The sequence below is a fragment of the Nocardia abscessus NBRC 100374 genome, from assembly GCF_000308455.1.
GTDB classification, from domain to species: domain Bacteria; phylum Actinomycetota; class Actinomycetes; order Mycobacteriales; family Mycobacteriaceae; genus Nocardia; species Nocardia abscessus.
This window is the reverse complement of record NZ_BAFP01000037.1, coordinates 158,251-176,186: the sequence shown is the minus strand read 5'-3', so window position 1 is coordinate 176,186 and position 17,936 is coordinate 158,251. Positions and strand designations below refer to the sequence as shown.

At 65.3% G+C, this 17,936-nt stretch carries 17 protein-coding genes; 8 read left to right on the top strand and 9 right to left on the bottom strand.

Features of this window, described 5'->3' with window-relative positions:
• Positions 1 to 56: 56 nt before the first annotated feature.
• Together ON19_RS07260 and ON19_RS07255 are read right to left on the bottom strand one after the other, a co-directional pair.
• A complete protein-coding gene (locus ON19_RS07260; RefSeq protein ID WP_255218372.1) occupies positions 57 to 3,929 on the bottom strand; it encodes a S1 family peptidase in 3,873 nt (1,290 codons plus the stop codon).
• 29 nt (positions 3,930 to 3,958) lie between these two features.
• Positions 3,959 to 4,270, bottom strand: coding sequence for a trypco2 family protein (locus ON19_RS07255; RefSeq protein WP_043688425.1), 312 nt, complete (start codon positions 4,268 to 4,270; stop codon positions 3,959 to 3,961).
• A gap of 594 nt (positions 4,271 to 4,864) precedes the next feature.
• Here ON19_RS07255 and ON19_RS07250 point away from each other — a divergent pair.
• A complete protein-coding gene (locus ON19_RS07250) occupies positions 4,865 to 5,095 on the top strand; it encodes a hypothetical protein (RefSeq protein ID WP_043688424.1) in 231 nt (76 codons plus the stop codon).
• Between the two features lie 674 nt (positions 5,096 to 5,769).
• On the opposite strand, the gene ON19_RS07240 is transcribed toward ON19_RS07250, so the two are convergent.
• Entirely contained in the window at positions 5,770 to 6,381 is a 612-nt protein-coding gene (locus ON19_RS07240; RefSeq protein WP_157229615.1) for a hypothetical protein, read from the bottom strand.
• Positions 6,382 to 6,785: 404 nt separating this feature from the next.
• Entirely contained in the window at positions 6,786 to 7,484 is a 699-nt protein-coding gene (locus ON19_RS07235; protein WP_043688420.1) for a tetratricopeptide repeat protein, read from the bottom strand.
• Between the two features lie 386 nt (positions 7,485 to 7,870).
• On the opposite strand from ON19_RS07235, the gene ON19_RS07225 reads away from it, so the two are divergent.
• Positions 7,871 to 8,302, top strand: a complete 432-nt coding sequence (locus ON19_RS07225) for a VOC family protein (RefSeq protein WP_051168607.1) — start codon at positions 7,871 to 7,873, stop codon at positions 8,300 to 8,302.
• Positions 8,303 to 8,338: 36 nt separating this feature from the next.
• The gene (locus tag ON19_RS07220; protein WP_043688417.1) at positions 8,339 to 8,686 is read left to right on the top strand and encodes a hypothetical protein; all 348 of its coding nucleotides are present in this window, start codon (positions 8,339 to 8,341) and stop codon (positions 8,684 to 8,686) included.
• A gap of 100 nt (positions 8,687 to 8,786) precedes the next feature.
• On the opposite strand, the gene ON19_RS07215 is transcribed toward ON19_RS07220, so the two are convergent.
• On the bottom strand, positions 8,787 to 9,188 hold the full coding sequence (locus tag ON19_RS07215; RefSeq protein WP_051168606.1) for a nuclear transport factor 2 family protein: 402 nt from the start codon (positions 9,186 to 9,188) through the stop codon (positions 8,787 to 8,789).
• 840 nt (positions 9,189 to 10,028) lie between these two features.
• Here ON19_RS07215 and ON19_RS07210 point away from each other — a divergent pair.
• Together ON19_RS07210 and ON19_RS07205 are read left to right on the top strand one after the other, a co-directional pair.
• Positions 10,029 to 11,654 (top strand): MFS transporter, encoded by a 1,626-nt coding sequence (locus tag ON19_RS07210; RefSeq protein ID WP_227954436.1) that lies wholly within the window; start codon positions 10,029 to 10,031, stop codon positions 11,652 to 11,654.
• 178 nt (positions 11,655 to 11,832) lie between these two features.
• Entirely contained in the window at positions 11,833 to 12,399 is a 567-nt protein-coding gene (locus ON19_RS07205) for a hypothetical protein (protein WP_157229614.1), read from the top strand.
• Between the two features lie 161 nt (positions 12,400 to 12,560).
• Here ON19_RS07205 and ON19_RS07200 read toward each other — a convergent pair whose 3' ends face one another.
• Positions 12,561 to 12,923: a winged helix-turn-helix transcriptional regulator gene (locus ON19_RS07200; RefSeq protein ID WP_227954437.1), complete on the bottom strand. Its 363-nt coding sequence runs from the start codon at positions 12,921 to 12,923 to the stop codon at positions 12,561 to 12,563.
• Between the two features lie 102 nt (positions 12,924 to 13,025).
• Between ON19_RS07200 and ON19_RS07195 the strand changes: the two genes are divergently transcribed.
• Together ON19_RS07195 and ON19_RS38725 are read left to right on the top strand one after the other, a co-directional pair.
• On the top strand, positions 13,026 to 13,862 hold the full coding sequence (locus ON19_RS07195; RefSeq protein ID WP_043688413.1) for an NAD(P)H-binding protein: 837 nt from the start codon (positions 13,026 to 13,028) through the stop codon (positions 13,860 to 13,862).
• 180 nt (positions 13,863 to 14,042) lie between these two features.
• Positions 14,043 to 14,546 (top strand): hypothetical protein, encoded by a 504-nt coding sequence (locus ON19_RS38725; RefSeq protein ID WP_051168605.1) that lies wholly within the window; start codon positions 14,043 to 14,045, stop codon positions 14,544 to 14,546.
• Between the two features lie 462 nt (positions 14,547 to 15,008).
• On the opposite strand, the gene ON19_RS07185 is transcribed toward ON19_RS38725, so the two are convergent.
• The 3 genes from ON19_RS07185 to ON19_RS07175 all read right to left on the bottom strand — a co-directional run bounded on the left by ON19_RS07185 (position 15,009) and on the right by ON19_RS07175 (position 17,346).
• A complete protein-coding gene (locus ON19_RS07185; RefSeq protein WP_227954438.1) occupies positions 15,009 to 16,259 on the bottom strand; it encodes an MFS transporter in 1,251 nt (416 codons plus the stop codon).
• A gap of 49 nt (positions 16,260 to 16,308) precedes the next feature.
• Entirely contained in the window at positions 16,309 to 16,488 is a 180-nt protein-coding gene (locus tag ON19_RS07180; protein WP_043688410.1) for a hypothetical protein, read from the bottom strand.
• A gap of 195 nt (positions 16,489 to 16,683) precedes the next feature.
• A complete protein-coding gene (locus ON19_RS07175; protein WP_043688409.1) occupies positions 16,684 to 17,346 on the bottom strand; it encodes a hypothetical protein in 663 nt (220 codons plus the stop codon).
• On the opposite strand from ON19_RS07175, the gene ON19_RS07170 reads away from it, so the two are divergent.
• Positions 17,272 to 17,877, top strand: a complete 606-nt coding sequence (locus tag ON19_RS07170; protein ID WP_083899200.1) for an SDR family NAD(P)-dependent oxidoreductase — start codon at positions 17,272 to 17,274, stop codon at positions 17,875 to 17,877. The two genes, ON19_RS07175 and ON19_RS07170, sit on opposite strands and share 75 nt — an antisense overlap.
• Positions 17,878 to 17,936: the final 59 nt, after the last annotated feature.

Below are 17,936 nucleotides of genomic sequence, written 5' to 3'. Positions count from 1 at the left end.
ACCGTCAGCGGGCGCCCGAGATCCGACTATGAGCGGCGGGGGCAAACATCGGGAGCCTACCGACCGCTCATGAGCCGGTTCCATTCGGCGTCGACACCGGCGGGATCCATCGTCCTAGCGAGGTCAACGCCGGATCGGCATCCCGCAGCCAGGTCCATATCGCCCTGCTGCAGCGCCACCGCCATCGCGCGAGCCAATGGCGCCACCGCCGCCACCGCCGCGCCGGATTTCAACTGGGCCGTTCCGTAGACCATTAAGGCGCGGGCGAAATATTGCCAATCGGGTCCAGGGTCGTTGCCGTGCAGATCCTGGAATAATTGCGCAGCATGCCCGGCGGCGGCGAGGGCCTCCGGTATTCGGTCCAAAAGGTTCAGCGCCACGGCGAGTTCGGCCTCCGCCTTCGCCAAGTCGCGAGCTATCGAGGGATCCGACTGCCACAACCTCGCGTACACGTCGATTTGTTCGGCTCGGGTTCGCGCCGCTGCCTGTTTGTCACCTCGGGCAAATTCGCAATATGCCTGGCCGTCGAGCATCCTGGCCAATTCCCCGCGATGCCCGGCGAATTCCCGCAAGATATCTGCCGCTTCGCCGAAGATGCGCACCGACTCGGCATAGCGCTGACCGGCACGCAACGCCTCCGCCTGGTTGGCCAATGCGCCGAAAAGATTGATCCGGTGCTCTGGGTGCTGCGCACAGACTCTCCGCCACACCGCCGCGGCTTGTGCAGCGGTCTCGGCAGCCTCGGTGACATCGCCGGTCTCCAGCAGGTTCGCGGAATGGTCGGTGAGCGTTCCGGCCAGTAGCCAAGACAACTCGGGCTCGGATCCGGACCAGTCCAGTGCGTGAAGTGCGGCCACGGCGATCCTGGTCGCTTCGACGGCCTCCGCTGGCCGCTTCTCGGTGGCCAGTTGCAGGCCGACGGCACGCAAGCTATTGGCGAAATGCGGTGGTAGAGGTGACGTGGAGCGTTTCGGACGGTGCCATAGCCGTTGTGCCTCGCGCAGTGCCTCAGCTACCTGACCAGCGTGGACCAGATAGCCGATGTGGGTGGCGTGTACTTGCTCATATAGTTCGAGCCGTTGACGCAGCACCGGCTCGCCACGCTCGCTGAGCGCCAGCTCCACCGCCCGACCGGTCAGGGTCGCGGCCTCGCCGTGATCGCCGAGCGCCTCTCGACCGACGGCGGCATTGTTGAGGCACTGGACCTCACGCACGACTGGCGCGGGCCCTTTGTCGAACGGCTCGTCGCGCGCATTCCAGAGCGAGGCGGCAGCTAACCACGCGGCCACACTTGCCGCCGAATTCCCCTGCTTGGAGAGCATCGCGGCGCGCAACTCTGTCAGACACGCCTCTTCACCGGACAGCGACGCGGGATGACCGAGGCGGGCAATAATGTCTTCGGCCTGTGCGCAACTGCTGAGCGCAGCGGCAAAGGCCCCCTCATGACACAGGATCTGTCCGTGGCGCAGCAGGGAACGTATGTGTGCCCGTTGCCAAGTCGGATCTGAGCCGGTGTCGAGACGCCGCAGGAGTTCGGTTTCCTGCTGAGCGAAGGGCAGTGCTGTGCTGACCTGGTCAGTGCGGCAGAGCTCGGAGATGAGTAGATCGAGCGTGGTGGGTAAGCGTTCGCAGTCGTCGAGTGCAGTCAGCACCCGCACCTCATCGCGCCATCGGTCGATCGCATCGGCGTTGCGGCCCTGCCGTATCAGCAGTTCCGCCTGTCGATGTAGTTCATGGGCGAGTTCGCCGCGGCAGTCCGGCGCTGAGCGGAAGCATTCCGCAGCAAGCTCGGAAATCTGGCAGGCCTCTGTCGCACGGCCAAGGAGAGTCAAGGCGTGCGACTGTATCGAGTATTCGAACCCCTGCTGTCGTTTGTCCGCCGCGCGGAGGGGAACCGCGTTGCGACGGTACCCGGCGACGAAGAGTGCGGCAGCCGGCGCATCCAGCAGGCCGTTGATGGTGAAGCCGCCGTCGGCGTGCAGCTCGACCTGCTGCCGCTGCTCCGCCTCGGGCAGTGTCATAACGTTGCTCAGCGTCCAAGTCAAGGTCTCATTCGAGAGCACCGGATCGCCTGCAGTCTGCTCGAGCTGGCGCAGAAGGGCTTGCGCCGGTCGCCCCGAATAATGCTCATGGGATCGCGCAGCTCGCACGGCCTCTCGCAACGCGATCATCTGATGGTATCCAGGCTCTTGGTCATCGGCGAAGTCTGCAACGCCGGTGACGATCCTGGTCAGCAGATCCGATTCGTCGGCGCAGGCTTCGACGAGCAGGAACTCCGCCAACCGGTCCGGACGGACGTGGCCGATATAGCGGGATTCGTACCGGGGGTACAACTCTCGCAACCACCGGACGACAACGCGCCCCCGATCGGCGTCAGTCAACCCGAGCGCGTCGATGAGCTGCGTCGCCTGACTTCGATCGGCAACGGTGACCAGCGGCAATGCCGCAATGACACTACGCAGAGTCGTGCGGTCGAGCCCGTTGAGTCCGAAACCGCGTGCGGTGCGGGTCCAGTACGACTCCTCGTGGCGCAGCAGTGTGCGCTCCACCGGTTCACCGCGCAGTGCGGCAACGGGTGTGGCGTGCTGCAACAGCAGGGTCAACGCCGTCATGTGGATACCGAGCACCGAACTCTGGCGAAGATGGGTGCTTTCGGGTGGTACGACGACACCAGCCGCCGCCGCGCTCCAGTCGATCGTCTCGTGGCCGGGAACCATCGGCAGGGCGGCGGCCAGGCCCTGTACCGCCCGAAGGAAACATTGCTCCCAATCCACAGCGCTCGATGCAATCGAATCCAACTGCAGCACAGGAGCATCTGCGAGCAGATCGCGTAACTGGTCGTCCGGTTCCTCCAGCCCTTCCGCCCAGACACCGCGCTCGCGGGCTAAGAGCAGGATGCGCACGGGTCCGGAGGCCCCTCGGACGCTGCGCAACAGCGCACGGACGCGGTGCGGATGGTTCTCCGCTTGGTCGACAACAATCAGCAGCGGGGTACGGATCCGGGCCAACATAGCGAAACGCTCGTCACCCGGGTCCGGGGACAGGAACCCTGTGGTCCAGCCGCAGCTACTCAGCTGGCCCGAAAGCTGCCGGGCGAGGCGAGTCTTTCCTTCTCCACCTGGGCCGACCAGAATATGGACGGCCAAGGTATCCGGGCCCGTGCACCACCTTTCGAGTCGGTCGATCTCGGCTGCGCGGCCGTGGAACGGGACAACTTCCATGTCGGCCCGCAACAACGCGGCGATCGAACGAAGATTGTGGTCGGAATACAGTGATTCGAGGATGTCGACGAGTTCAACGGGTTCGCAATACGGCGTCAGGCCCGTCGCGTCGACTATGATTCGCCGGAAATGTTCGTCGGCGAGGAGCTCGGCGATCGGCGTCGCGGTGAGGCGCGCACCGTGCTGTGCCTGTCGATCGCTGCGGACGACGCCGACGAGCAGTCCGGCACTGAATGCCGCGGCACCGGACATTCCTGCCCATGGACTACCCCGGTCGCCCGAAGAAGCAGCGGGACGCGGAGCGGTGCTGATGATCTCGTAGCGACCGGAGACCGCGCCGGTCGCCGGGCTCAACAGTCCCGCAAGATGTTCTTGGTCGCGCGCGGATTCGACCTTCTGCAGGCGAGGGAAGCCGATAGCCTCGACTTGCTGGTTGGGCTGGGATGTGACGAATCGGCCGTATCGCACAGGCCGGGAGATGTACTCGTCCTGCTGCAGGCTCAGCCGAATCAATGCCGCATCCGCCGTGACGTCTTTCCGCCACCACACGATCGTGCCCGACACCGGTGAGGCCCTCGTCAAGTTCACCGAAATCGACTCGTAGACACCGCCTTCGGGCGTTGTCACCACATGAGCCGCAGTCAGTACGAGTCCGGCCGCGACCAGGTATCCGGTGCCGAACGAGTGCGGGACTCGGACCTGGACCACACACTGGGTGGCGGGTCCGATGGGAGCCACTACCCGTCGTCCTCATCGTTGACGTCGACCGGTCCGCCGACATCGGTGAGCGCGTTCAGCTTCAGGCTGACCTTATGTGTCGCACGCCTGCTCAGGTCGCCACCGACATCTGCGCTGACAACGCCGAAGCGGAATCCGCCACTGCCCTTGGCCGATCGCTGTAGCTCCAATCCAAACTCGACCGTGACCTCCTGGATAGCCAGTTTGATCGCGCTGTCGGTTGCTCGGCTTTGGGCCTCAATGAGCTGGCGACGTAAGGCTGTGAGTGCGTCGACGAGATCGAGCCAGTCAGCATGCGGCGCGTCGGCCATGGATGCCCCCTCGGAATTTTCGCAACGACTACCAGGACCAAGTGCCCGTTGTCACTGTACCCCGGCGAAGGTGCGACGATCATTCCCTAAGTGGGAGTGGCACTTTCGGCTGCCTTGCTGGACAAACCACCAGAAGCCGTCGGCACTCTGACGGGATCGAGTTCTTCCGCGCCTGGCAGGTCCCAGGGACCCGCTATCGCTACCGATCGCATTCCCAAATGGAGAGCCGGATGGTCCGGAATGGGTACGTCCGGTTCGGAGGAGGCCGCACATCACCGGGGGTCACCCGCCCGCCCGCAGCGGGAAGTGAGGTGCCGGAGAGATTTCGGAAAGCGGATCTTTTGATTTTCCACGCTGCCTTGTCCCGCCCGAACCACTCGGACTCCACTTCGTTGGGCGTCCGGTAGTCAATTCCGGACTGGAGCCGACTCTGGTTGTACCGCAATTCGATATAGGCGGTGACATCCTTTTCGCGTGTTCACGGGTGGGGTATTCGGTGCTTCGAGAAGCAGTCGAGCACGGTCGCGACCACCACCGCAGCCCGCAGTCCGATCGCTGGTACTTGACCATCGACGGCGTCGAAAACGACGCGGTGTGGGCGCACCCGGACCGCTGGTATGCCACCCCACCCGACCCGTCACCGACCCAGGTCCGGTGCGGGCCCGCGCGCAACGCCGCCCACCCGGCCGACTGCGCGGGGAACCGATCGCACTACCGGTCACCGAGTTCTCGGTATCGGGGCCGGTGTGCTGGCCCGAAGAGGTCCACAACCAGGTCCGAGTGATCGTCGAGGCCCGTGCCTATGTGCCCGCCGCCGCGGCATGAGAACCCTGTCGCCGGCGCCTGCACCCCGCATGCGGGGCGGCTTCGCCGATCCCGCAAAGGAGTTGCTCGTCATGTCCACACCCGAACCCGCCGCCATGTCCACACCCGAACCCGCCGCCGTCGCGACCAGCTTCACGGTCGTCTCTACAAGCCTGGGAAGGTTCAGCGGTTCGAGATGCGAAGCCGTTGCGCAGCAATGCAATCAAGCGCCGCGCATACTCGACGTCGGTCCCGGAGGCGAGCGCCACACCACTGGCCAACGTCAGCACATCGTGCGCGGTGAGGCCGGGACGTAGCACCGGCCCGGCTCGGTCCACCAGGTTGGCGGCGGTCGCGGTGATCGAGGCATGCCATTGCTCGAACAGCGGCGTCCGACGGTCGCTTGCCCCTTCGGTTGCGGCGAGCTGCATTGTTCTGATCAGGCGGGCGATCCGCCGACATGTAGGGCGCGCGGCGCACTCGGCACCACCCACTCCGCGGACGCCGCCGAACTACGGTGGCCGTACCTGTCAGGTAGCGGAACCAGACGATCCGTCCCAAACCGCAGCACCTCGCGTCGGCACGCTCCGTGGATTAGTCCCGCGCGGTAACGAGATGATCGACGCTCTCCACGTTTCGAGCAGCAAGAGCCGCGGCGACGTCACTTCACATCGTCGACGGGGCGCGTTACTTGCTCAGACCCAGGTTCTCGCGATATGTGGCAGTTCTTTTCGAAGTAGGCCGATCGGTGCGGTAGCTCGTGCCTGTAGCTCGCGAACTGCGGCGGCGCGTTCTCCAACACCGGTAACTGTTGCGAGTGCGGCATATTGGGCCGCGATTTCACGGCGGAGCCAGGGGCCCGGGCGTGACGCGGTTTCATCCCGGCAGAAGTCGAGATCGCTGTGCATATCGAATCCCAGTCCGCACGCTCGCACCGCTTCCTGAGCGGCACCATCGATCGCTACAGCGGAGAGGGCGATCGCCAGTTGCTGCACACAGCCGTACGCCCAGTACGCCCGATCCTCACTGCACTCGCCCTCCCACTGCTCCGGTACCGACAACAGCTCTTCTGCCAGCTGATTGCGTTCGGAGGACGAGAGTTCACCAATCCGAAACTCGGTCAGGCCATGGCGGTACAACACCGAGGTCTGAGGAGAGGCGCAGTAATCGACGATCGGCTCGATCCGCAATGCGCGGTCGTAGGCGAAGAGCTCGATCTGTCCTGGACTCAACCGGGCTGCATGCCGACTCAGCTCCTGGTAGGCCGCGGCGGTGGCCTCAGGGCTGATGTACTCCGAATTCGTCACCACGCCTATTGTCCTCCGATACCTGACGGAAAAGCGGTCCGCCGGCGGCAGCACGACCTCAACCGCGCGGAAAGGTGCGCCGATGAGCGGACGGCACTCCTGGGGCGGGGCGCCTGCGAGGCGGCGATGAGCGCGGCACTGAGCAGCGGGTTCGGGGATATCCGCACCAGCGTCGAGGTGATCGACATACGACCACTCACCGCCGACGTCGCCCTCGTCAGCTGCATGAAGACGGTGCACGACCAGCGTCCCGACACTGAACCGACCGCGCCGGCCGCCGGCGCCCTGACCTACGTGACCGTGCGGGCATCCACAGGGTGGAAGATCGGTCTGGCTCAGCGGCTGGCGTCCACGACGACAGGCACGCGAATCCCGGCCGGTTGGATGGTCTCACCGGCTCCACCTCATTGGTCGGTGCGATCCGTCGTACCTCCGCCATCCGATAGCCGCGCCGCGGCAAGGTTGCCGCGGGCGACCACAGCGAGTGGGTGCTCGGGCGCCAAGACCCGGTCGGCGTGGGTGACGTTCTGCTCGTAGAGGCCGATAGCTTCGGTCAACCGTCCCGCCGCCTTGTAAGCGTCGGCGAGGTTGTTGCGAAAGTTCAAGGTGTCGATGTGATCAGACCCCAGAACCCGCTCGGAGTCGGCGAGGTTCTGCTCGTAGAGGCCGATGGCTTCCGCGACTCTGCCCGCGGACGTGTAAGCGCCGGCGAGGGTGTTGCGAGAGAGCAGGGTCTGGGGATGGCCGGATCCCAGGACCCGCTCACGGTCGGTGAAATTCTGCCCGTAGAGACCGATGGCCTCGTCGATTCGGCCCGCGAATCCGTAGGCGTAAGCAATGTTGTCGCGGGAAAGCAGGGTCTGAGGGTGATCGGGCCCCAAATCTCGTACGTGCCCCTCGTACACCTCGGTCAAGTGGTCGGCGATTCCCGTCATCAGATCGGGCTCCGGCCGTCGGCGAAGCTCCGTCACCAACGTCCCCGCCAACCCCGCCACCATGAGCACCGATCCCGGCCAGATCAGCCAGGCCTGCCAGAAGAAGGCCAAACCCACCATCTCCCCGCCGACCCACAATGCCAGAATGGACACCACTTGCCAGCGCACAGTCCCCACCCCCACCTGTGCCGGGTTCGAACACCTCCACCGATATCGAGGGTAAGCCGGACCAACCGAGTCGGCCACCACAGAAGGTGCCGAACCGAAACAGGCCGCGCGACTGCGAGTGCGCGTACTCCGCCGTCATCATCGGGATCGGTCCCTGTCTTCATCGCCACATCCGCGGCGAACTCGTCACCCGCGGCATCCGCCCCAACCACGCCCGCAGAGCCGCGATGTTCCATCTCGCAGCCGAGATGCTCATTCCCGTCCTCGCCGAACTACTGGGACTCGCTCCAACCACCGCCGGCCGATGGGCCGCCCTGTCTGCTGGAACCTGGGCCCGATACACCGCCATGCGCCGAACGAGCGGCACAGCCTCCTAGCCTCGTTGAATGCACTTGGAACTGATCGCCATTGTCGTCGCAGAGTATGACCCTGCCATCGACTTCTTCGTGAATACCCTCGGCTTCGACCTTGTCGAGGACGTCCCGTCACTGACCAACGATGGGCGTCCGAAACGATGGGTCGTCGTTCGCCCGCCCGACGCGCAGACCGGGATCTTGCTCGCCCGCGCCGACGGCACCCGCCAACTCGCCGCCGTCGGTGACCAGACCGCGGGCCGCGTCGGCTTCTTCCTCCGAGTCGACGACTTCGACCAGGCATACACACGGATGACCGCAGCGAACGTCGAGTTCGTGACGCAGCCCCGCACCGAACCTTACGGCCGGGTCGCCGTCTTCCTCGACATCGCAGGCAACCGCTGGGACCTCCTCGGAACCGCCGAGAATCGCACGCCACAGCGACGCGAGAATGTCAGTAGGTAATCAACGCGAGCAGGTCAGTAGACCAAGGGGGATGTCATGCAAGCCTTCGTCATCAGCTTGATCTTCGGTTCGGCGGCGATCGCTTGCGCCTACGCTGCCTCGAAGGGATTCCGGGGAGTCGCCACCAGCCGAACCGAGGGATACGGCGAGGAGATTCCCGATACCACTCTCGTTGATCCGGTGCGCCGCAGGAAAGCTAACAGGCTCGTTGCCTGGTGCGAAGCCACTGCGGCGGTGCTATGTCTGCCGCCGGCAGGTTACGCACTCTGGGTCGCCTTCGACCCTGACGGACAGATCCCACTCTCGGTGCTGCTCGGCATGGCGGTCTACTCGATTGCCGTCTTCTCCCTTGCCCACTACCCCTTGGACAAGATCAGGCAGTGAGGCGCCCCCGGGCTGCCCCGAGCGGCGCCCTGTCCCGTGATAGCGAACGGCTCCGAAGCCGTCTTGCCGCTTCGCCTGGCACATCGCCACTGAAGCCGTCCTACTGGTACAGCGTCTCGCCGCGTTGGGTGTCGAAGTACTCGCGCACCTCGGAGATCTTGCCGTCCGTGACGACGAAGTTCGCGATGTAGGCGTTGTCGTACTCGTGGCCTGATGTCGTCGTCGCCCTCGATCGCCACTCGACGACGGCGTTCGAGTCGCCGATGGTCAGGCTGAGCAGTTCAGTGGTGAACGACCCCGGCTGCATCCGAGCCATCGCGATCGGAAAGAACTCCTCAACGATGGCGTTCGGCCCGTGCCAGACTCCGGAGTTGGGCAGACGGCCTGGTGCGAACCATCGCGCGTCATCAGTGAAGCACTCCTTCAGGAGCATCGGGCTCCCAGTCTGGAGTGCATCGAAGTAGCGATGGATGGCCCCCTCGGCGGGGTTCTCATTGGTCACTGATAAAGCCTAGCCGGGATGGGAACGTTTGTTCGATAGAGGCACGGTGTACTGGCCCGCCGGTGGCATCACCCGAGTCAGCGGCTTCCCACTGTCAGCAGCCACAAAACACGAGTGGGGGCCCAATTCCTTGGTTGCCACCTTGCAGCCCTGCCGCACCCCCGCTACGCAGAGGCTTGACCCTGAACAGGTTGAGCGGCGACCGATGACACTCCCCCCGAGAACTGCTGCACTCCTTCGGATCCGGAGTGGAGGACGATACCGCCGTTCTCGCGATCCACGCGCTAACCCTGTCGCAGGGCACGACGCGCTGATCCCGAGCCGGGACACCGCGCCGCCGCGAGATCGGTGTCTCCCCCTGGGGCACAAGTAGATCCGCGCAGCCGCGCCACCGAGCCGTCACCTGCTGGAACGCCACTTCGCCGAAATGGGAACGGCCACATCTGTTTAATGAGCCGTCGGATAGTGGCACAATTCATAGCGAACCAATCTTCGTGTAACCCGGGCGTAACCATGTTGCGCTCAGGGCGGTGAGGAGGGACGCCAGTCCAGATGGGGAGACGCACATGCGGCACACCTCCGCGCCCGGATGGCCACCGTCGCCCGTCGCCAGGCTCTGTACGCGGAAGGGGAGAGTATGTGCGCCGTGCACGGGCCGGGCCGCCCGGAATCTGGGCTCGTCCAGGACGAGTCGCACCCATCGGCGTCGCGTGCTGCCAGACCCGTCCGAGCCGGGATCTCGCCGATGTCGAGAAGAGGCGGTGAATATCGACTGATCCCGCCACCCTCACGCAGGGGCATGGACGGACTGGCTAACTCTCGAGTCGAGGTGATCATCAAGTGTTGGAAACGCAAACCAAGGTAATCCGAAGTCTGGTTCCCGCCCGGATGGACCGGCTTCCGTGGACCAGGTTTCACTGGCTCATCGTCGTCGGGCTGGGCGTCTCCTGGATTCTGGACGGAATCGAAATCCAGATCGTCAGCAGCATGGGCGGACCGCTGCAGGACGCGGATGCGCTGCATCTGACCTCCGGCCAGGTCGGCGCGATGGCATCGTGGTACCTGGCCGGACAAGTCGTCGGCGCCCTCGTCTTCGGCCGCCTCACCGACCGGCTCGGCCGCAAGAAACTGTTCATCCTGACCCTGGCCATCTACCTCCTCGGCAGTGGATTGGCCGGGTTCTCCTGGAATGCGTGGTCGCTGTACTTCTTCCGGTTCATCGCGGGCATGGGAATCGGTGGAGAATACACGGCGATCAATTCGGCGATCGACGAGATCATGCCGTCCAAGTATCGGGGCCGGGTCGACATCGCGATCAACGGCACCTATTGGGGCGGCGCGGCGCTGGGAGCGGCGGCCAGCCTGGTCCTGTTCAACGAACGTTTCATCCCCACCGGCTGGGGATGGCGCATCGGCTTCTTCATCGGCCCCGTCCTCGGGCTCATCATCATCTTCCTGCGCAGGCACATCCCCGAGAGCCCGCGCTGGCTGCTCACTCATGGACGGGCCGAGGAAGCCGAGCGGACCGTCGACGAGATCGAAGCGCAGGTTCGGAGCAGAGGAATCGATCTACCTCCGGTCGATGAGAGCAAAGCTCTGGATGTCGTGGACGCGGGTCGGCTCTCCTATGTGCAGATGGGTCGGATCTTCTTCGGAAAATATCCGTCCCGTTCCTTCCTCGGATTCACGATGATGGCCACACAGGCGTTCCTGTACAACGCGATCTTCTTCACCGTCGGATTGGTGCTGATCAACTTCTACAATGTACCGGCCCACCATACGGGTTATTATTTCTTCCCCTTCGCTGTCGGCAATCTGATCGGCCCTCTCGTGCTCGGCCCGCTCTTCGACAGCATCGGTCGCAGGAAGATGATCTGCGCGACCTATGTGGGGTCCGGTTTTCTGCTTTTCATCTCCGCTTGGGCTTTCAACGCGGGTATTCTCGACGCAACCACGCAGACCATCTTCTGGTGTGTCATCTTCTTCTTCGCTTCGGCGGGGGCGTCCTCCGCTTATCTCACGGTCAGCGAGATCTTCCCGCTGGAACTGCGTGGTCAAGCCATCTCGTTCTTCTTCGCGATCTCGCAGGGCGCCGGCGGGGTTGTCGCCCCGTTCCTCTTCGGTCACCTAGTGGGCGGCGCCGACAACCCGAGTCCCGATCGGTTTCCGCTCACGGTCGGTTACCTCATCGGCGCCGGGTTCATGATCTTCGGTGGCCTGGTCGCCTGGTTCTTCGGAGTGAACGCCGAAGGCCGGTCCTTGGAGGACATCGCAGATCCACTGTCGATGGCTCAACCATCGAAAAAGACTCCCGGCGTAGCCCCCAGCGGCCCGGTGAGCGGCAATGGCTCGCAGGCTCATGACGTGAAGGGTTGCCGGGAACCGACCGCGACTCGCGTTACTTCAGTATCCAATGAGCCGATATCTGACGGTTCATCATGTAGCGACTCACTGAATAGGGATTGACGATATGGTGCAGCCAACTCCATGGGGGGCAAGCAAGAATCAGAACCGGCAGGCAGGCTCACCTATTCGCGCAACGGGCGGCGGCCGAAAACGGCGGGTCGACGCGGAGAAACTGCGGGCGCGGGTCCGACCGCTCGTAACTCTGCTACGAGACAACTCGGGCTACCTGTTGGCCGCGGTGGGCTGCGTCATCACATTCACCCTGCTGTTCAAGCCGTGGCTGACCACCGGCGGACCCGACGGCACGATCTGGAGCAATGCCTTCGGCCAAACCCATATCAGCACTACGCTCGTGGGTCTTTGGTCGCAGAAGCCGCCCGCCCACTCCAATCTCAGCGGCAAGTGGGCGATCCTCGCTACCATCGCGATCTTCCTCACCGTGCTCGCCGCGTTGGCGAATCTTTGGACCCGCACCGAAACGCTTGCTCGTTTGACGACGGGTTCCGCGGTGGCGGTGGCGCTTTTCGTCGCTTTCACACTGGTCTATCTCAACGGAAAGGGACCGGAGCTGCGGTCCATGATCGGGTCCGGCCCTCCCACCGACCTCGGGACGCAGGCCGGCTTCGTGATCCGATGGGCTTCGGGCAACGGGCAATACCCGCTACCAGGGATGCGAAAGGTCGAGTTCTCGACCGCGAAGCTCACCGGTTCCGCGCTGTTGGCAGGCGCGACGGCGATGTTCTCGGCAGTGGCGGCTATCGCGCAATGGGTTCGGAGGTTCAAGGCGCGCCGCCGCTCCGGCTGAGGTCGGCCTCGGCCGGAGCGACTCGGCGGGAGCGCAGCCTAGGAAGCCCGAGGGCCGAAGCAATCACGGCCCCGGGGCCGCCACCGGTCGCCGCGCGCAGCCACTTCGACCAGCGCGGTGGTCTGTTGGGCAGTGGTGGAGCGCAATCGCGAGTCGTGGAGTCATCCGCGTTGCTTGTCGTGGCGGTGCTGGGCGGCCACGACATCGAGCGTGTGCTGACGGACCCACTCCAGGAACTGCTGCAACGACTCGGTGAGCCCCTGGCCGAGGGGGGTGAGGTCGTAGCTGACCCGCGGCGGCGTGGTGGGCTCCACGGCACGCGCGACAAGCCCGTCCCGCACGAGCGTGCGCAGTGTCTGCGACAACATCTTCTCGCTGATCCCGCCGATCATGCCGTGCAGCTCGGAGAAGCGTAGTGGCCCGCCGCCGCCCAGGGCGGTCAAGATCAGCACGCCCCAGCGGCTGGTGATGTGGTCGAGCACCTCACGCGCCGGGCACTCACTGTTGAATGCGTCACTCGTCATGGGCCAGGGAGGGTTTCGGACCTGCGAACGTACCGCCATATCAGGAGCTTACCCAGAGGTATGTCCTTACTGGCAGTAACCCGCACGGCCTACGCTGCCGCCATGGTCACAGTCGTTTTCGGAGCAAGAGGCAATGTCGGCCGCCACGTCGCGGCGGGCCTGATCGCGAGGGGCGAACAGGTCCGTCTGACGAGCAGGGAACCCGACGGGGCGAACTTCCCGCCGGGCGCTCAGGTGGTCGCGGCTGATCTGGAGCGCCCCGAAACGCTGCCCGCCGCACTCGAAGGCGCGCAGCGCGTGTTCCTCTACGCCAAGCCCGACGGGATCGACGGATTCGTGGCGGCAGCCGAGACCGCCGGAGTACGGCACGTGGTACTTCTGTCGTCCGGGGCAGTCCTGCAAAGCGATGCCGACAACCCGATTGCCCAGATGCACAGCATCGTCGAGTCCGCCATCGAAAAGTCCGGCCTGGAATGGACATTCATCCGGCCCGGCATGTTCGCCACGAACGCACTCTGGTGGTGGCAGAAGCCCATTCGCGACGAGGGCGTCGTCCGCATGCCGTACGCCGATTCGCAAACAGCGCCCATCCACGAGCAGGACCTGGCAGCAATCGCGGTTACCGCCTTGACCGAGCCGGGGCACCACGGCCACGCCTACTCTGTGTGGGGGCCCGAGTCACTGACTCTGCGACAGCAGGTGCGGCACATAGGTGAGGCCATCGGCCGCGAGATCGCCTTCGAGGTGGTCTCCGTCGAACAGGCGCGTGCAGCACTGATCGAGACCATGCCCGCGTTCGCCGTCGAGGCCGTCTTGGCCGGATGGAAAGCCGGAACAGTTGCACCGCCGCAGGTGTCGACGATCATCGAGGAGATCACTGGTCGCCCGGCGCGCACTTTCGCGCAGTGGGCGAAAGACCACGCCACCGACTTCCGCTGACCGGTCGTGCGTGGCGAGCCGGGTGGAAGTGAATCGTGGCAGATGAGGCAGAGGGATATGGGGGATTCCCCTGAGGTGGAAGTGTGATGGCCTTGGATACGCTCGGTCGGCACACGCGACGTGAAGTCGGAAAGCGCTGTGCGGCTTGCGAACAGGAGGTCGAAGTTGTTGTCGAGAACCATGGGTGTCGGTAGGGCTGGGCACATAGTCGCGCGGACCGCGGTCGTCGCGGCATTGACGCTCGCTCCTGTCGCTGTCGTCGCGCCGGCCTTCGCCGTTCCCTGCCATGGGACAGCGACCGCCGGTTGCGCCCACAATCCTGGAGGCATCGAAGACCGATACGGGGCGGACGGCTTCGACGACTTCGGCCGCGACCGCTCCGGCCGTGACCGCTTCGGTTACGACTCCTTCGGTTACGACTCGTTCGGCTACGACCGATCCGGCAGGGACCGATCCGGTTACGACTCCTTCGGTTACGACTCCTTCGGCTACGACCGATCCGGCAGGGACCGATCCGGTTACGACCGATCCGGACGGGACCGGTTCGGATACGACAGGTGGGGTTACGACAGATCCGGGTACACCGCGCAGGGCTGCGCCCGCACCGGCGAGCACCGCCCTGATGCTGACCACGCCGTATGCGAGCGGTTGCGCAACTCCCGTCCCTCGACCGGAAGCTCCTGACCGCAGGACGAATCCCGGCCCCGCCGGTCGGCGTGAGTAGCTCTCCGGCCATCCAGCTGGACTGCACGTCCCACGGATGCGGAGGCGACTTGTTCTGCCCTCGCCGGAGTGAATCCGCTTGCTGAAGGGTCGCTACCGTCCGCGGTGGCGACCCTTCGGTCGTGAGAGGGCAATGCGGACAACGTCTTGCCACGCGGAACGCCGCAGTGGATTCGCCGCGCGGCCGACCCGCGAACCGCTACCGTCCGAGGTGGGTGCAGGGTGCCCACCCCCTGAGGGCGCCTCACCCACCCACCCGGGGGGTGGGCACCCTCCACCCCCCGGGGCCCATGACCAGCCAATCTCCATGTCCGTGCGGCTGTCAGCGCCTCCGTGCGAGATGAGGCCCGCTCCGGTTTCGGTCGTGGCGAACGGAACCACACGGTCGAAGCGAGTCGCTGCCCGGAGGGTGCCCGTGCATAGCTAGGGCCGGGTGCTGGAAGTGGTCATGGTCACGGCCGCGGCGGCTGCGATGGCCATGACGGCGAGGAGGGCGGTGGCAGGCCAGCCGAACCAGCCGACGGCGGCGGCACCGGCGGCGGTGCCCGAGCTGCCGCCGATGAAGTAGACGATCATGTAGGCGCTGTTGAAGCGGGCCGGTGCGGCCGGGTCGATAGCGAGCACCGTGCTCTGATTGGCTACCTGCGCCGCGAACAGTCCGGCGTCGAAGAGGCCGAGGCAGAGGAGGGTTACGACGGTCTGCGGCAGGGAAACGCTCAGGACCGCGGCTGCGGCGAGCGCGAGCCCGACCAGGATCACTCGCTGCGCACCGATGCGATCGGTCCACGTTCCCGAAATGCGGGTGGCGACAACGCCGAGGAGCCCAGCGAAGGCGTACATGCCGATTCGTTCGGCGGAATACGAGAACGGCGGCTGGGAAAGCGCGACCGCGAGTCCGGCCCAAATCGTGCAGAAAGCGAAGAACCAGAGGGCGCCGCGACCTGCCGCCAACCGGAGCGCCGAAAACCGGCTGTACAGTCCGGGAATTTCGCGAAGTGTCGCCAGATAGCCGACGGTGGCACTTCCCGCCGCGGCGGGTAGGACGAAGCGAGCGATGGCGGCGATGGCGGCGCAAGCCATTGCGAAGACGGACAGCATTCCGCGCCAGCCGATCGAATCCGTCAGCCACCCTCCGACGATCCGGCCCACGAGGATCCCCGCCGAAATGCCCGCGGTCACGATTCCCAGCGCCGTGGCCTGCCGTGACGGTTGCGCGAAACGCCCGGCGATCGAACTCAATTGGGCACCGGCCGAGGATCCTGCCCCGATCAGGCCGACGACGAAGCCGAGCAGCCAGGGCGAACCGACGACCGCATTCACGGCCAATGCGACTGCCAACGCGCCGAATTGGGCCGATACCACGATGCGCGGCGCGAACTGGTCGACCAGCGGTACCAGAAGCGCGAGTCCGGCCAGATAGCCGATCGGTCCGCATGCCAGGGCCATGCCGACCGCCGCGAGCGAGGTGTGCAGCGAACCAGCCACCTCGGCGATGGCCGGTTGCAGCGGATAGATACTGGCGGTGCCCAGCGCGGCCGCGAGCGCCATGAACCAGACGACGGGTGTCCGCAAGGCGGTGGCGTCCCTTGCGCCGGGAACGAGATCGGTTTCCATTGCACCGACGCTAAGAACGCCGAGGCTCGGATTCCGGCGGGAAAAGGACGCGATCGTCACAGGCGCAGCTGCGGGTCCGGCCCTCTTTCGTCCGCGAACAACGCTCGGCTCAGCCCGCGGATTCCGCCGATCCGACGGCTTTGTCGTACACCTGGCCCGCGTCGCGGACCTTGGTCGCGAGGAACCGCATACGCTCGGCGGTGAGGTAGCCGCCGCCGAAAGCGGTTCGGTCCAGCTCGGCGGCCACCTGGTCCAGCGCCAACCGCGCAAATCGGATCTGATCAGGCATGATCAAGTTCTACCGGCGATTACCGACGAAAACACCGCCCCACGCCGATGAATCCCGGCGCACATCGACGGATTTACGCCGGACACGAATATTCCGCTGCGCCGATTCGAAATCTCGGTGACCGATACCGGCGCTTGTCGGCCGCACGATCAAGCGTTCACTGCGACACGCAAATGGGCTGCTACCCGTCACTGCTCAAACCTGAGCCGCACGGCGTTGTGCGTATGCGATGACGTTCTCTGCATAGGCCGACGTGTCCGGCTCCGCGAAGCATGCCTGGTAGCGGACGAGTGCGTCCTCCAGTTGCGGTCCGGGTCCGCGATCGGCGAGCAGGACGATAATCGCCTCCCAGGTTTCGATCCGCGGGTCCGGGAGGGCCAGCAGTTCGTCGAGGTAGCGGCCCGGTTCGAGCAGTCGCAGCGCCCGGCGCGCGTAGGAGTGCACCCGCCGGGGCAGCTGGGCGCGGATGGCGTCGACGTCGGCCTGCAGCACCTGACCCGGTCGGGCCGGGTCGACCCGCAGGGACCACAACTCGGTCAGATCGTCCGGCATACCGTGTTCATCGATCAGTCCGGGGCCGGTCGCCTGCTCGAGCGGCGCTATCGGCAGACCCAGCTGGGTATTGCGCCGGTTACAGAATTCCCACCAGGCGGCCGGTGTGGCACTCAGGTTCAATCCGAATGTCAGCTCCTGCTGCCCGTCGGTCCAGGTACGCAGCGTCCGGCTGCGGCAGACGGAGGCCACACCGCCCGGCACGACCCGCACCCACCTGGCCTCGGAGCCATCGAAGCCATACGGCTGCAGCAGCTTTCCCGCTTCTCGCGTCAGTCGGCGCAGCGCCGCGTCCGGTCCGACCATGCGAGCAGATTAGCGGTACGCACCGACACGAACAGACGAGCACGCGCCACAGTCACCGCTTTCCCGCTGGTGCGCCGGCGCCGGGGACGAGTGATCACCATCAGCTCCGAGACCGGGTGGCAGAAGGCCCTCATGCTCAACGGGCCCTACGCCATGACCAAACACGCCATCGAGGCTTACTCCGACGCACTGCGGCGGGAACTGATGTTCCTCGGCATCCCGGTCAGCATCATCCAACCGGGCCCCTTCCGCACCGACATGGTGCACGGCATCCGCGCCACCTTCGCACGCGCGCGCGAGCGGTCCACTCACTTCGCCGAACTGACCGGCAAGGTCGCAGCCCTCGCCGAAGGTGAACAGCGCCGCGCCCACCACCCGGATGTCCTCGCTCGCGCCGTATGGAAGGCCGCCACCGCATCTCGGCCGCGCAGGCGTTACTCGGTCCGGCCCGACCCACGGCGGGTGCTCATGCACCGCCTACCCGACGTCCTGCTCGATCCGATGCTCGAGGCGGCGCTGCGACCTCGATGATCGGCTGGTCGCTGTGAAACGGGCTGCCGGTGAACGTCAACCGACATAGCGGCGCGCGG